Annotated in this window: 8 protein-coding genes; 1 reads left to right on the plus strand and 7 read right to left on the minus strand. The window is 60.4% G+C overall.

All coding sequences use genetic code 11. From position 1 onward, the window contains the following. Nucleotides 1-46: 46 nt before the first annotated feature. Entirely contained in the window at nucleotides 47-1,018 is a 972-nt protein-coding gene (locus tag AQZ50_RS13635) for a GlxA family transcriptional regulator (RefSeq protein ID WP_067747009.1), read from the plus strand. 54 nt (nucleotides 1,019-1,072) lie between these two features. Here AQZ50_RS13635 and AQZ50_RS13640 read toward each other — a convergent pair whose 3' ends face one another. From AQZ50_RS13640 to AQZ50_RS13670, 7 genes are all read right to left on the minus strand, one after another. Beyond that, nucleotides 1,073-1,783, minus strand: a complete 711-nt coding sequence (locus AQZ50_RS13640) for a S1 family peptidase (protein ID WP_067747010.1) — start codon at nucleotides 1,781-1,783, stop codon at nucleotides 1,073-1,075. A gap of 46 nt (nucleotides 1,784-1,829) precedes the next feature. Further along, nucleotides 1,830-3,002, minus strand: coding sequence for a beta-barrel domain-containing protein (locus tag AQZ50_RS13645; RefSeq protein ID WP_231730290.1), 1,173 nt, complete (start codon nucleotides 3,000-3,002; stop codon nucleotides 1,830-1,832). Next, a complete protein-coding gene (locus AQZ50_RS13650) occupies nucleotides 2,999-5,119 on the minus strand; it encodes an ATP-binding cassette domain-containing protein (protein WP_067747012.1) in 2,121 nt (706 codons plus the stop codon). The genes AQZ50_RS13645 and AQZ50_RS13650 overlap by 4 nt, the downstream gene beginning before the upstream one ends. Further along, complete coding sequence (locus AQZ50_RS13655) at nucleotides 5,116-6,435, minus strand: TolC family protein (protein WP_197412491.1); 1,320 nt, start codon at nucleotides 6,433-6,435, stop codon at nucleotides 5,116-5,118. The genes AQZ50_RS13650 and AQZ50_RS13655 overlap by 4 nt, the downstream gene beginning before the upstream one ends. Nucleotides 6,436-6,916: 481 nt before the next feature. After that, complete coding sequence (locus AQZ50_RS13660; RefSeq protein WP_197412492.1) at nucleotides 6,917-8,125, minus strand: glycosyltransferase; 1,209 nt, start codon at nucleotides 8,123-8,125, stop codon at nucleotides 6,917-6,919. Nucleotides 8,126-8,444: 319 nt separating this feature from the next. Beyond that, on the minus strand, nucleotides 8,445-13,109 hold the full coding sequence (locus AQZ50_RS13665; protein ID WP_156427363.1) for a beta strand repeat-containing protein: 4,665 nt from the start codon (nucleotides 13,107-13,109) through the stop codon (nucleotides 8,445-8,447). A 68-nt stretch (nucleotides 13,110-13,177) separates the two neighbouring features. After that, on the minus strand, nucleotides 13,178-15,508 hold the full coding sequence (locus AQZ50_RS13670; RefSeq protein ID WP_156427364.1) for a beta strand repeat-containing protein: 2,331 nt from the start codon (nucleotides 15,506-15,508) through the stop codon (nucleotides 13,178-13,180). Between the last annotated feature and the right edge of the window lie 1,084 nt (nucleotides 15,509-16,592).

The following is a 16,592-nucleotide window of genomic DNA, read 5'->3' on the forward strand; positions in this document are numbered from 1 at the left end:
AATATACCGATTGCATAGCCCGCGCTTGTCCCTTTAGGGTAATTTCATGTCTGATAGCGACATCCATGCCGATTTTCCTCCACCGACCCGGCTCGGGCTTCTGCTGATCCCCGGCTTTGCGCTGATGGGCTATGCCGCACTGGTCGAGGCGTTTCGGGCGGCCAACACCCTTTCGGGGCAGCCGCTTTATGAATGGCTGCATGTCTCGCCCGACGGCGCGGCGGTCGAAGCGACCAACGGCGCGCGCATCATGGTCGATGCGCAAGTCGGGCAAAAGCTCGATTGCCGCCTTTTGCTCGTCTTTGCCGGGGGTGATCCGCGCCGCTTTCACGATCCTGCCACGTCTGCCTGGCTGCGTCAGATGGCGCGCGGCGGCTGCGCGATTGCCGGGGTATCGGGCGGGCCCTTTATCATGGCGCGAGCCGGGCTGCTGTCCGGGCGGCGGGCGACGATCCATTGGGAACACCGCCTCGTGTTTGCCGAAGAATTTCCCGATGTCGAGCTCGAAAGCGGGCTCTATGTCATCGACGGGCCGGTCATCACTTGCGCGGGGGGCACGGCGGGGCTCGATCTCGCGCTGGCGCTGATCGCGCGCGATCATGGCGAGGATCTGGCCCGGCGCGTGGGCGAATGGTTCATCCGCACGAGCCCGCGCGATGCTGCCGGGCCGCAACGGCCAAGCCCGGCAGAGCGCCACGGCACGACCAACCGCGTCGTCCTCAAGGCGCTGGAAATCATCGAGGCCTCGCTCGATCGCCCGCCCTCGCGCGAAGCCATCGCGACCGCCTGCGGGCGCTCGCTGCGGCAGATCGAACGCCTGTTTCAGGATCATCTCGGCCAGAGCCTGTCCGAAACCGCGCTTGCCATCCGACTCGACAGCGCCGCGCATCGCCTGCGCACCACCGATGTCGCGATCACGCAAATTGCGCTCGATTGCGGCTTTGTCAGCGCGGCCCATTTTTCCCGGCGCATGCGCCACCGTTTCGGCGTGCCGCCATCGGCGCTGCGCAACGGATAGCGTTTCCGATCCGCGGCCCAAATCCATCGGCGATTGCAGCAAAGGGGACGCCGGTTATTTCACCGCCCTTATTACGACTACGGAATCCACCGCCATGCGATAAATCGTCATCGGTCTGGCATATTTATTGGTATCAATTTCACGCAGAACAAAATCTATTTTGTTTTCATGCAAAAATTTGGCAATCAAATCTGAATTCAGTGCGAAATTCACATTTTGAAAAGATTCCCCAATCTTCGAAAGAGATTCCTTTTCATCCACCCGCGCTCTCACCAGACCGATCACCAGACCATCCGGGCTCAGCACAGGGCTTCCCGAATTGCCTCGCTGGATTTCGGCCGAGATCTGAAAAAGCTCGAATGAACCGACCACATCACGGTCGCCGTTAAAGAGCCCCGCAGTGATCTTGGGCGCAAAGCCCAGTTGGCGCGGCTGCGGATAGCCCATGACATAGACATCGAGCCCCGGCGGCACGTCGCCCCATTTGCCCAGTTGCAGCGCCGGTCGCACGGTCGTCGTTTTCAGCAAGGCCACATCAAGGCGCTGGCTGCTCGCAACGAGCTCCGCCGCATCCCACCCCCGATGGTCTGGCGCGTTGACCCGGATCGGACCTCCATCGGCAACGACATGGAGCGCCGTCAGAATATAATGCCCGTCGCCCACGACAAAGCCGGTGCCGAACACCTCGCCCGCCCACGCCTCGCCCGGCATGGCGCAAACCGGCGCGATGACGACACACAGGCCGCGCAGGACTTTGCGCGCCATCACGCGCACAAAGCCTGCCGCAAGCCCTGGTCCATGCAAAACTCCGTCACTTCTCGTGCAGGGATTCACCGAAGGTCTTGGAGATCGGCTTCGTCAGATAGCGGAACACCGTGTTGCGCCCGGTCTGGATTTCAGCCGTAACGGTCATGCCTGGCTGGATGACAATCTTCTCGCCCGCGTAATGCGGCTTCATCTGCGACGTATCGACCGAAATGCGCACACGGTAATACGACGTCGTGCCGGAAGGCTGAACTTCCGAAATGGTGTCCGGGCTGACATAGACGACGCGACCGTTTGCGCTGCCGTAAATGGAGGAATCATAGGCGTCGAATTTGACCGACGCTTTTTCGCCGGGCTTGATGTTGGCAATGTCGCTGGGCGAAACACGCGCTTCGACGACCAGTTCCTCGCCGGTCGGAACAATGCTCAGGACTTCATCGCTGGCCTTGAGCACGCCGCCAACCGTGGTGAGATGGATGTTCTTGACAATGCCGTTCACGGGTGCGTGAATTTCGGTGTCCTGCAAGGCGTCCTTGCGCTGATCCAGAATTTCCTGTGCGGCGACAAGATCTTCATCGGTCTTGGTATATTCGGCCTGAAGATCCGAGATGTATTTGTTGCGGACGTTGACGAGCTGGGACTGAAGGTCGGACACCGACCGCTCGAGACGCAGGACATCCGCCCGGCTGACATCGCCCTGCTTCAGGAGCGGCAGGTTCATGTCCAGTTCCTGCTGGTTCAGCGCAAGCATCGCGCGGAGCGATGTCAACTGATCGTTCAGCGCCCGCCGCCGCTTTTCGTACAACAGCGACTGGTCAGCCATCAGGTCGGGAAATTTCCTCACCTCCGGCGGGAAGACCAGCGCCTTGTCGAACAGTTCCGCGTTGATGCGGACCATCGTCGCGCGCAACGAGGCGACTTTGCCTTCGGCTTCGTCGACCGCAGCCTGAATGCGCACCTTGTCGAGCGTGACGAGCAATTGGCCGCGCGTCACGACATCACCCTCCTTGACCAGGATCTGGGCAATGGTGCCGCCGTCGGTGCTCTGGAGAACCTGCACGTGCCCGGATGGAATAACCTGCCCCGGCGCCCGGCTGACCTGATCCAGCTCCGAATATATCGACCAGACCACCGCCAGCACCAGCACGGCGCCGATCAGGTAGATCATCACGGCACGATGATCGAGCCACGTATGAGAGGATTTTCGAGAAACGCTCACGATTTTGGCCCCATTGGTGCGTTGACGATAGAAACGGGTCTTGGTCCATTACCCCTGTCTGCCGAATTGGCGCCGGGCGCGATCCGCGCGAGGACTTGATCACGCGGCCCATCGATCACGATCTGCCCTTCCGCCATGACGATCACGCGCTCGGTCAAAGTCAGCAGTTGCAGCTTGTGCGTGACCAGAACGAGAGTCGAATTTTGCGCCAGCCTGGCCTGCACCGCGCCGAGCACGCGGGCCTCGGTTTCCGGATCGAGGTTCGCGGTGGGTTCGTCGAGCAGCCACATCCGGGCATCGGACAACAATTGCCGCGTGATCCCGCTCAACACGCGCTGACCGCCCGACAGTCCGCGCCCGCCTTCGCTGATCGGAAGGTCCAGCCCTTTGGGATGCGCGTTGATCAGCCGGATGAGCCCGGTCTTCGCAGCCGCCTCCATCAGCGCGGCATCGCCCGGATCAGACAGCCCCAGCGTGAGATTTTCGCGCAAGGTGCCGTTGATCAGGCGATAATCCTGCGCGAGATAGGCGATGTTGCGCCGCAGGGTGTCTTCGGCGACATGGCCCAGATCAAGATGATCGAGCGTGATCATCCCCTGCACGGGATTATAAAGGCCCGCCATCAATCGCAGCAATGTCGATTTGCCGGACCCGATCCCGCCGATGATCCCGACCCGCTCTCCGGGATTGATAACCAACGACGGCACGGTCAGCGCGACGCGCGATCCCGGATAGGCAAATACGACATCCTTGAATGCGAGCCGTCCCGCGACATGGCTCGGGCGAAGCAGTTCGACATCGTCGGGCCGTTCGCTGGGCAGCTTCAGGATGCCGTCAAGCATCTCGAGCGAACTGCGGGAAAAGCTCCATTGCACCATGATGCCCGGCAATTGCCCGACCAGAGGGCCATTGACCCGGCCCGACAGGATCGAACAGGCGATCAGCCCGCCCATCGTCATGTCGTGATGAAAGACTTCCACGGCGCCCCAGGCGATCATCCCGATATAGGTAAATTGCTGGATTGTTCCGAAAATCGTGCTCGCCCGCGCCTGAACGTTCTTCATCGGCAATTCGGAGCGGTGCAGTTCGGACAACAGCACGTTCCATCGCGTCAGCATGAACCAATGCCCGCGATTGGCCTTGATGGTTTCCGCCGCATCGAGCGTTTCGACCAGCAGGCCGTTCTTGCGGTTGCCGCTGATATAGGCCTGCCGCGCATCCTCGCGGATCATGCGGCCAAACACAAAGGCCAGTCCGAGCGAAATCGGAAAGCTGATCAACGGCACGAAAGCGATATCGCCGCCAAGCGTGTAAATGATGAAGATGAAAAACAGCGCAAAAGGCAGATCGGCAAACAGGAACAAGGTCGACGAAGACAGCATCGCGCGAATATTTTCGAGCCCGCGCAGATTGGCGGCCATTGTCCCGATCGACGGCGGACGCGCATCGAGCCTGACATCCATCGCCTTCGAAAAGAAATATTCCGAAACTTCCTGGTCGATCTCCATGGATTCTTCTTCCATGAGCCGCGACCGGACGATCCGCAGAAGATAATCGAATACCAGCGCGCCGCCCACGCCGATGGTCAACACCCACAGCGTCGAAAAGGCCCCGCGCGGCACGACCCGATCATAGACCTGCATGGAATAGAGCGACGTGGCGAGGGCGAGCAGATTGACGATCACCGTGGCCAATGCGGCCACGACAAGGTAATGTTTCCGCTCTGAAATCGCCTGGAAAAACACCGAAAAGGCGTTGTGAAAAACCTTTTGGCGCGGCGGCAGGGGGATAGTCAGGTCATAAAGGACGCAGTCGTTGTCAAGCGACCAGATCGAACTGCTTTCACCATCCTGGACCTGGATCCGGCTGCCGGATTCGATCCGTTCGCCGACGGCCCAGCCATAGCGGCTGTGCCACACCAGTACGGGAAATTCATGCGAGCGCGGCGGCTCGGCATAGCGGTGCGGCCGGGCCCAGCCCACGGCGTCGCAAAAATCGCCAAGCGACCGTTCGCCCTGCAGGACCAGCGGCGATGCCGCGTCGGACCAATCCGGGCGCAGATCGATGCCGCGCATGCGCGCAAACAAGGCGATGACGGGAATCAGTTTCTCGGTCATTTCTGTGCTTCTTCTGCAAGCGCCGGCTGCCAACGACCGGTTCCCATCTCGAGCTGGGTCGCCGTATCCATCGCATTGACTTCGACAGTGGCTTTGGTCAGTCGGGAATTGATGTCTTCACGCACCGAATTCATCACATCGAGCCATGATCGATGCCCGGCGATGAACTGCCGCTCGTAACTTTCGCTGACATCGCGCGTCGTCGCGGCCACATCGGCAGAGATCGCGGCCTGCACGCGCGCACTGTGATTGGAAACCAGCTGGTCCTCGATCGTCTGGCGCAACTGGCGTTCAATATCGCGCACTTGCGCGAGGGCCGCCTGAAACCGGTCCTGCGCGGCGGTGATCTGGGAAAATTCCGAAAACCCGCCCGACGCCTGCAATTTCAGCGCCAGCCCGACGCGCGACCCGTAAATCGGATCATAGGAATATTGCGCATCGACTTGCGGAAAGACACTCGCCTTGGCCGCCGAGACCGCGTCCCTGGCCCCATCGGCCTGGGCCAGCGCCTCTTCGCGGGACGGATTGTATTCGACCGCCTGGTCCGTGGCATTCGCCCAGTCGATTTCCAGCGCCCTGGGATCGTATTGCGGAACGGCGCCGAGCGCCTGAGGGTGGCCCTGCAACAGTTCCGCCAGATTGTGCAGCGCGGTCGAACGCTGCGCGCTGGCCGCCTCCAGATCGCTCTGGATCTGTTCCAGCCGCGATTGCGCGAGCAGGAGATCGGCATGGGGGCTGACGTTCATCGCCACCCGGCGAGACATCGATTCGACCAGCCGGAAGTGTTCCTTTACCCCTTCTTCAAGGATGCGCTGCTTGCGGGCAGCGGCAATCACCTGAAAATAGGCCTGCTCGGTCTGCACCGCGATATCGAGCACTTTCTGCCGCCATGTGGCGACGGCTTGCAACTGCGCCGATTTCGCACGCTTGATCTGCGAACCGATGCGGCCAAACGTGACGAGCGGCAGATCGATCAGGACCGAAGGGTAGGACGCATAGGCCCCCGCCGAATAGCGGTTGAACGCGGTCGTCACGCTTGGAAATCTTTGCCAGCGCACCGAGCTGAGGTCGGCATGGCTCGCGCGCACGGCGTCCCAGGCGGATATGACCGCGGCGTTGTAGCGCGTCGAAATATTGATCGATTCCACCAGCGCCCTGGGAATGAACGCCGGGGAATCCGACCAATCCGGCACCGGCATCGTCCGCGACACCCGCACATCGGGCGCAAGCGACGGACCATAGACTTTGGGTGCGTCGGCAGCGGGCAGATCAGGGGCGGCATCGCCATCAAGGCTCTCGCCCTTTGGCGCCGACATCGGCGTGTCGCCGATCGCCCCTGGCGCTTCCCTGTGCTCCACCGGGCCCGCTGTATTCGCCGCCTGCCCCACAGGCTCCGCAATCGCCGCAAAAGGAGCGGTAACACCCCCCGCCCCGATGCAGCATGCCATCACAACAATCGTTGGCCGGACCGCGCCGGAAATAAACGGTGCGTAACGCATAAGATTATCGGGTTCCATCTGCTCACCAATCCAATGGCACACGACGACCATGCGACCAAAAGATCATGCAGGCGGGTACACCGCGCTATACATTTTATCCAGCATCAAATAGGATTTTATATAAACTGAATTATATGTAGTTAAATTTATATTGTTGCTTTGAAATATATCTCCTTGTGAATTATTTCACAAATCAATGAAATGACTCAAAATTTTCAATTTATTGGAGAATATGGGCCCGCAGTCGCGATAAATTGATGGAATTTGCCGATTTCATAAGGGGATGCGCGCGCCGTAACTACTGGGCAGCCACATCCGTCAGGTCCGGTTCCAGCGGCGCCACGGCCTGCCCGGCGGGAAGAAACTGCACATCGGGCGTCAGCCCCTGCTTGTGCGCCGTGGTCAGCGCTTCATAGAAATCCCGATCGCCGGCTTGCTGTTCCAGCAAGGGCGCAAACGCGCGGATCAATCGCTGGACGTTGAATTCGATATCGTGAACCGCCCGACCGGCAGCCCGCGCCCGCCGGGCAAGCGCCTGATAGTGGGGTTCATCATCGTAGAGGCGAATGATGGCATCGACCACCCGCTCGATCCGCGACGGATAGGGAAAGGCCAGATACGGCGCTTCATGCCATTGCAGCGGCAGCTTCAGGACGATCCCGCCATCGAAAACCATTTCAGGCAGACCGCCACGATCGGTGATGATCGCCGGTATCCCGTTCAGCATCGCCTCGGCCAGAACTCTCGGCCCGCTGTCCCAGCACAGGCTAGGCGCCAGCAACAGCCGCGCCCGGCCGTAGACCGGCCGCATGTCGTCGGTATTCGGGGTTACGATGACATTGCCCAGACTGTCGCGCGGACGACCCAAGGCCGTCGTTACCGCTTTGACCAGCCCCTGCCAGTTCCCACGGGACTGCACCACTTCAAACCTGATGTCCGGCCGTCGCCGTTCCAACGCCAGCGCCAACAGGATGACAATGCCGGCGCCCTTTTCGGCTGACGGGTTGACGAGCAACAGATTCTCGCGCGTCTGATCGCTGGCCACGACCGTCGCCGGATCGACGAATGTGCCGACCGGAGTGACGCGATAGCGCGCCTTGTCCCTATACAACTGCGCGGTCGCGTCGGATTCAGTAAAGATCAGATCGACATCGCGGCACCAGCGGCTGCCGCCATAATTGCCGTTCGCTACATAGGCCGCGCTCGGAATGCCTCTGACGCGCGCTTCGTCCGCGATGACCATGTCCACCAGCCTGCCGCCATGGAAGATCACGAGATCGGGTTTGAACGTATCGAGGATGGCATTGTAATGGCCGTGCCACTGATCCTCTTCCCGCGTGGCGATCGCATCGCGCACGGTATTGCCGGTCACCAGCAATTGGTGCGTCAAAGGGCCGTCTGCAACATCGACGAACTGCCCCTGCCGTAACCGGATCGCGCTCCACTGGCCTTTCAGGCGAAAGTTGCCTTTCGGATCGCCAAATACCGTCGCCCCGATGACGGTCACCTCATAACCCCGGAAAGCAAGCTGGCGAAGCATCTCCCTGGCAGAGATCGACGCCCCGATGGTCGTATCAAGCAGGCAGAACATGTTGGCCCACAGAATGCGGGGGGCTCTGCGCACAGATACCACTGACTGATCAGCCGCGATCTCCGGCATTGAACCGCTGTCCAAATTACCCTCCCAGTTATCGGGGAAAACGGGGCCTCACCCGTCGCGGCGCCGGAATCGCACGAATAAGGGCCCGCCCCTTATGGGGCGGGCCCGTTATCCCTGTCGCTTATACCCGGCTATCCACAAGCAACCGGATATTTCGACAACGCAATCAGCCGATCACGGCATACCCGTGGGTGAGCGACGCGGTATGCGCCAACACCAGTCCGGTTTCGCTGACATGGGCCAGTTCGATAACCGTATCGCTCTGCGCATTGAGCCCGTTGCCCGCATGAACGACGTAGGTGTTGCCGTTATCAACGAACTCCGCAGTCGTGCCGACACCCGCAGCATTGACGATGCTTTCGGCCGCATTGATGAGGTCCGAAACCGTCGCGCTGGCAAGACCGATACCGGTAAAGGACAGCAGGCCATGTGCGCTGGACGTATACTCGACCCCGTTCACAACCGTGTTGGCAAGCGCGCTTACGCCAAGGACGCTGGCCGGGCTGGTGGCGAAGTGCAGGCTGTCCGATGCATCGCCAAGCGACGTTGCCGTAGCGAAGTCGACAAAGCCGTTGACGACCGCCGGGAAGGCATAGTTGGCCGACCCATCCTGGAAAGTCAGCGTGTTGTCGTTCCCTGCGGTCGTGTGCAGCGTCGCGCCCAGGTTGAAGGTCAGTTGGCCTTCTGCCAGCGACGGATTGCCCACCGCCAAGAAGGTGACGCCGCCCGTACCTGCGGTGATGGTTTCGGCATAGCTCGATGACACACCATCCGCGCTGAACATGCCTGCACCACCGGTGAAGGACAGCGCAGCGGTCGTCGATTCAAGCGGAGCCAGCCCGGTCACATCGACAGCGCCGCTTGAGGCATGCGCGTTGATGGTTGTGAGATGCCCGGCCGCCGGCATATCGATGAAGGTGACGTTGCCGGCACCTGCGATATTCAGCGTGGTCAGAGACGTGCTCGAAAGATCGATCGTGTCCCCGACATTGCCCGCCGTGTAGTTCAGCGTGATCAGGCCGTTGTCCGTGATGGCAACATCGTTCCCGGTCAGCCCGGCGGACGTGATGTCCAGAGTGGCCGCACCGTTCACGATGATCGCCGCATCCGTCCCGGTGGTCACGCCGCCATCCAGAAGGATATTGAACGTGCTCGTAGCCGCGGGTGTCGTCAGGTTGGCGGTGATGCTGGCATCGACAGCGGAACCGGCGAACAGTTCAAGCGAACCGCCCGAGGTGTAACCGTTGAGGATCAACGGAGCCGCCCCGATACCGGTGCCGGCGACTTGCGCGAAGTTATCGCTGCCCGAAAGCGTAGCGACACTTGCAGAGCCGCCGCCGCCGGTCGCGAAGAAGGCATCGCCCGTCCCGCTCAGCGTGCCGACGAAAGTCACGACATTATTGCTGACCGTCGCGGTGCCGATGTTCCAGTCCGTGTTGGTCTCCGTACCCGACACCAGGAAACTGGTGCCCATGTAGGTGCCGCCGCTGCCGACCACCGCTGCCGCAGAAGCGACGTCGTTGGCCGAAACATCAGTGGTCGCCAGCAGGGTGATCCCGTTGACCGTGATCGATTGGCCGGTCGTCAAAAGGCCAAACGTCACCTGCGCGGTTTCGTTCGTCGCCGTCTGGCCTTGCGGCGTGCTGAGCACCGGCGTCAGAGCCGGAGCGCCGCCGTTGGTGGTGACCGTCGCTTTCCCGTCCGTCGAGACGGAGTTGTAAGCCGTCACCGGCGCATCCGCCGTGAAGCTGGTCAGAACGATCGCGCTGCCGCTGCCCGATGCCGTCCATTCGGTCGTGTTCAGCGTGCCGCTGATCGCCAGGTGGCCGCCATCGGTGTTGCCCGTCAGGAACGCCGCCACCAGGTTTTCAGATGTCACCCCGGTCGGATTGAGGATCGTCACCGTTTCGCCATCGATCGTGATGGTCGACCCGGCGCCGCCGCTCAATTCCGGCGAGACAGCGCCGTTGCTGGTTGCAGTGCCGTTATAAGCAACTGCGAAAGGGTTGGCCCCGTTCGTAAGCGTTACCGTACCCGAAGAAGCCGAGAAGGTCGGCGCGACCCAAGTACCGAGGCCCGAACCAACGGTCCCGAGAACGCCAGTAACCTGGGCACCATCCGCATAAGTCTGATCGCCCGATGTGGAATAAGCAGCAAATGCCTGAGCGACCTGTGTAGCGTTAAGGGCGCCCGTCGTAGCCGCGACCGTAACACCATCGATGGTATACGATTCACCGACCGCGAGCCCGGTCAACACCCACGACGAATGCGCCACGTGCAGGAGGCTGCCAGCCACGACCGAAGAGGCGGACACAGCCGAAAGCCCGGAGGTATCCGTACCGAAGTCGATGGTCGCCGTAGCGGTCACATTGGCCAGACCGTCCGTGACGCTAACCAACGGTGCCGCCGCAGCGCCATTGACCGCTTCGGTCAGACCCGGCGCAACCTCGTAACCGTCCGAACCACCGTTGGCGGGGGTCGCATAAGTGAACAGGACTTGCGTGCCGTCCGACCCATGCGATGCGGTGTACAGCGAATTGTACGTGGCATCGCTGGTGTTGAGCGAAACGTCCAGAACACCCGGCAGGTTTTCGTTCGAACCCGGATTTTGCAGTTCGGCCACGATCGCGTCGGCCACATCACCGGCATTCGCCGCGGTAATGGCCGTAACCGTCACGCCGTCGATGGTGATCGACTGACCGGCAGTCAGCGCCGTAGCCTGCCATTCGTATTGAATGACATTGGGCGTGCCGACTTCGCCGGTTGTCCCATGCGACTGGACATTGTTGATGTTGCCCAGATTGTTCAGGTTGATGGTGACCGGGTTGTTGCCGACCGTTTCACCGATATCGAGGTATTGGAACCCGGTGATCGGCGCGAGGGTTGCCGACAGCGCAGCCGCATTGGCTGCACCATCGTAGTGGTCCATCACCAAGGTGTTGTCCGTACCCGAACCACCGTAGATCGAACCGCCCACACCCAGCGCATCGGCATTCAGGCGAACGATGTTGTCGCCCGACCCCAGCGCGATGGTCTGGGTCGTCGCGTCGAGGCCGATGTTGTCCGAACCGCTGCTGCCGACGCTGTTGAAGCCCTGATCGTCGCCCAGGTGTTCCCAGATGGTGACATTGCCGCTGGTGCCCGACGCATCGATCTGCACGTTGTCAGCCACATTGGCGGCGTCGATCGTCAGGTTGCCGGTACCGGTCAGGTGCACGGTCTGAAGGTTCGATGCATCGACAAAGTTCAGCGTCGAATCGCTGTTGGTGTGCACGGTCGCCGAGGTGTAGGTGCCATCCTCGAAAATGCGCAGACCGGCGTCATTGGCCAACGTCAGGTCAAGGTTGGTTGCCGAATCGGCCACCGCACCGTCATGCAGCGCGATGTTCGTGCCATCGTCCGCGTTGGAGATCGACAGGGTGGTCAGACCGGTGTCACGGATGACATCCCAGCCCGACGACAGGCCGCTCAGGCTGACCGTGTTGATCGTGCCCACTGTGGCCGTGTGATAGTTGCCGTCGGTGATGTAGACATGGCCATCGGTAACCGTGCCGACCGGATCGGGGGTCTGGGTGACCGAAACGCTGGTGGTGGTCGAAGTGCCGTGCACGTCCACGGTGCCGAGCGTGACATGGCCAAAGGAATTGGTGGCGTTTTCGATCACATTGACGGTGGTGCCGCCGGTGATGTCAACCCGCTGGTGATTGCCCGCATCCTGGCCGACGGTGACATTGACCGTACCGGTCGGCGCAACCTGGTCGCCGATCGTGATGTCGTTGTTGCCGGTGCCGTTCAGGGTCTGCACGGTAACATTGGTGCCGCCATCGACGCTGACATCGTTATAGCCGGTCTGAGTTTCGGCAACCACAACCGCACCGGCCGAAACCACCGCTTCATCCGGGGCCAGCGAGGTGAACTTGTTGCCCACGGTCACATCGGCATTCACGGCCGACACCACCACGTTGTTGCCGCCGTTGATGGTAACGTCGCCACCAGCCGAGGCCGCGTTGATGTTGGTGGTCTGTGCGGCGGAAACCTGCACCTTACCGCTGTGGTGGTTCGACGAACCCGACGCGACGTTCAGGTCCTGAAGACCCGACCACGAATTGGTGTCGGCACGGATGCTGTAGCCCGACGGGCCGGACTGCACCGAGGTCGCCAGATTGGCGGTGGCAATGCCGCTGATCGAAATGGCAGGAAGCAGCTGCGTGTCGATCACATTGCTGGTGTACGACAGGTTCAGCGTGTCTCCGCCAGCACCGGCGGCCAGACCATTGCCGGTCAGCGCGTCAAGGTTGGTCAGCACCGGCGCAGCGGTGAAGCCGGTGTCCGACCCGGTGAACACGTTGTTCTGCGAATTCGCCGCGCTGGTAAAGGTATCGATGCCAGGCGTCAGGGTGAACGTGGTCCCCGCCACAACGACAGTGCCCGTACCGCCGGTGACGGCGGCCGCAGTGGTGGTGACAACCTGCGAGCCAAGCTGGATCTTGCCGGCAACCGTGTTGTAAACCAGCGTCTCGTTCGCATCGGCGAACTTCACGGTCGCACCCGCGGTGCCGACCGGAATGACCGTCGTGGCACCGGTGCCGTCGGTCAGGATGACCGACGACCCGCTCTGCTGCACCGTGTAGCTGGCAGCATTGCCCTGCAGGATAATCGTATCCTTGCCGCTGTTGAACGACGGATCGAGAACCACGCTGGCCCCAGTATCAATCGTTACCGTGTCACCGCCAGCCGCATCACCGAAAACGGCGACGACATCCGGCAAACCGCCAACGGTTGAAGCGCCAATGGTGAAGCTCTCATTTGGATCGAGAATAAGACGAGACATAGTTTGACTCCTGAGTACCCTGAATTACCACTTGGAGGCAGTAAAACCGCCCACCACCCCTGAAAGTATTAAGCGAATGTCACGAAGTTGTGACCAACCGCAGCCTGCGCAGTCGCGGCATCGCTTATGAATGCCGTAGCAGATACCGCATCATGCAAGATGATTTCATTACTATGCCCGTTACCTACGGCATAAGAGATGATAAGATCAGCTTTACCCGACGCGTCACTGACAAGCGATGTGTAACTGACATTCGCCGCAGTACCCCCGCTGAAATCAATCTGATCCGTCGCGGCAAAGTTGTTGATAACAGCCTCGACATCAGTCGTGATGTTATCAACAAAATTGGAACTACCCGTAGATGTAATTGCCGTTGCGGCAGTCAACCCATCCAGGCTGGTAGCACCACTCAGACCAGTTGCCAGATGCACCGTGGTCAGCGACCCACCGCTCCCGGAACCGCCGGCAGTGGTGAAGAAGTTATAGCCGACCACCGCTTCCGCAGTGGCCAGGCTGTCGACGATCGTGCCGCTGGTGTCGGCGCCGACCAGCGTCACCACCGAGGTCACGCCCCCGCTGGTGTGGTCAATCACGATGTCGTGGCCGTTGTTGGCAGTGCCAAAGCTGTAATCGCTCGCGCTGCCATTCGAAACCGTGATGGTGTCGCCGTTGCCGAAATTGGTGATCGCGACATTGGTCGCGCTCGCTTCATCCAGCGTATAGGCGATGTGCCCCGCCGCGCCACTGGTGACGACCGCCGAACCGTTCGGGTTGATACCCGCCGGGTTGAGATTCCCGTTGGTGATCGTGATGCCCGAATTGTCGCCGCTGCCGCCGAGCGAACCGCCAAAGTCCATGAAATTGTAGCCAAGCGCCGCTTCGGCACTGGCATAGTCATAAACCACCGCAGTACCGGTCAGCACGTGATCGAGCACGATCTCTTCAGTCACGCCGCCAGAAGTATGCGTGATAGTCAGATCACCGCCAGCATCCGCCGAATAGGACCATTGCGACGCATTCGTCGCGCCCGACACATCGATGGTGTCCTTGCCGACGTGGAAGTTCGTGATCTCCGCGTTGGCAGCCTGCGTATCGGTCAGCGTGTAGACATAACTGTCGCCGTTTGCGAGTTGGGCGGCCCCATCGCTGAGCGCGGAAGCGACGTTGGTTCCGTTGACGGGGATCGCCATGGTATCGGTAAAGGCCTGCGCAGCGACCGTGACATTGATGGTTTCGCTGGTCGTACCGCCATGCCCGTCCGACACACTGACGACAAAGCTGTCGGCGCCGGTGTAATAGGCATTCGGCGTGTAGGTCACTTCACCATTGGCATAAGTCGCCGTGCCGTGCGTCGCCTGCGTCAGCACGCTGACCGCCGCCGTCGCACCCGATACCACCGTGGTGGTGATCGCGTCCGTCGCGCTGGTGGTGATCGTCGAACCGGTAACAGCGCCCGTCGTGCTCAGGCCCACCGTACCGGCCTCGCTGACTGTCAAGGCGCCGGAATCGGCGTCCGTGATGGTCGGCGGGACTTGCGCCACGGTGACATTGACCGTCTGCGTGGTCGTGCCGCCATGGCCGTCGCTCAGCGTCACCGCAAAGCTGTCCGTGCCGTAATAGAACTGATCGGGCGTATAGGTGATGACGCCGCCGCTCACCGACACCGTACCATGGGCCGGGGCACCCGTGCCGGTCGTCGGCACCGTATACGTAGCGGTCGCACCGCTCACGACAGTGTCCGACGCGCTTTCCGTAAAGGCAACCGCGCTGTTCTCATTGCCCGTTTCGGTCACAGTCGCATTGGCAAACGTCGGCAGAACCTGCGCCACGTTGACCGTTTCAGCCTGGGTCGCAGTCCCGCCGCTGCCCGTCGCAGTAACCGTGAAAGTATCCGTTCCGTAAAAGAACTGCGTCGGCACGTATGTCACCGTCCCGCTCGCCGTAACCGAAACCGTACCATGAGCAGGTGTCGAAGCCGAATAGCTGGTCGCATTGCTGGCAACAGCCGTCAACGCAATGGCCGAAGCGTTTTCCTGGCCCGAAACGGTCTGCGTCGCCGCTGAAAATGCCGGGGCCGGAGCCGGCGCCGAATTATGACCACCGCCGGACGAAGCCACCGCAGCCGCGATGCCGCCAACAGCAATCACGCCACCCACGATCAGCAGCGGGCTGACGCCGCCATGCGAATCCGAATCAACCGGTTCCAGCAAGCCGTTCAGCGAATCAGGGCTTGCAGTGATCGCGCCGGCATCCACCGGGTCATTTGCGGCGATCTGCGCCTGCCCCAAGCCACCCTGACCAGAATCCGAAGACACCGCCGCCTGCCCGACGGCAACTTTGGCGCCGGCCTCATTTGCAGCAGCGCCATTCCCCTGACCATCAGAACCCTTGGCAAGCACGGCATCATGCCGATCATCCGATGGCTGCGCTACATCGCCATGCTTGTGCGCTTTGGCATGCAATTCCACCGCCGCGCGGCCAGCGGCCCTTTTATGGGTAACTTTATGAGCAGACATAAATGACCTTTTCGATGGCACTCGCCGCTTTATTGCAATATCGACTTCGTCATAGCAAGTGGTTTTTACTAAAACGCCAGGTCAAATTAAATATGCACTTCGCAATACTGTGATTTATATATGTATATAACTGCATGCATCGATGTAGATTCTATTTTTTATTTCAATTCAACAGCACCATTATGATTTCGTGGGATTATGCCTCACCCTGCGGGTGACGCGCGGCGTGGCCATTTGCCGCAACCGCGACAGCGCCTCACGGCGCGAACGGGCGATTGCCCGCAGCCGGCCCCACACAGGAACAGCGCAGCCATCACGAAACCCGGCCTTGCGGGAATCGCCCAAGGCGGAATGGCGATCCGCACCCCGAAGCGGCGGCACCCATCATCCAGGCCGCGCGCAGCCTCGCATCCGGCCATTGACCGCCGGCCATTAACCGCCGGCCATTAACCGCCGGCCATTAACCGCCGGCCATTAACCGCCGGCCATTAACCGATTGAGCGAGCACTTTCACGACCCGATCCGAAAGTTTGCAGCAAAGGCCTGACGAGGGATTGCTTGGCCGGGCACGGCGAAAAAGTTTCGGCTAATCACTCGATTAATAAGTAAAGTCAACGGACATATTGTATTTATTTATACCAGTACGATTCATTTTTCGCTGATTAATGCACAATTACGCTAGCAATCGTTTGCAAATTGATATGCAAGGAAGGTTATGTAGTAAAATGTATATAATTTTAATTGAATATTTTTTGATCCCCGTCATTCCATTTCCAGGAGGCGCTGTCTGACAGCTCACACAAGGCGGGGGCCATGGCACCGGATTTATCAAAGAATCTTCAGGCGTTATACGAATTGGAGGCACAATCGGACGTCAAACTTTTGACGAACGATGCGCGCCTTCTACATATAATAAAATCCGAACCCGGGAGATCCATAAAATATTATCCGTCAAAATCTGGCTTAT

The sequence above is a fragment of the Novosphingobium sp. Fuku2-ISO-50 genome (genome assembly GCF_001519055.1).
GTDB lineage: Bacteria > Pseudomonadota > Alphaproteobacteria > Sphingomonadales > Sphingomonadaceae > Novosphingobium.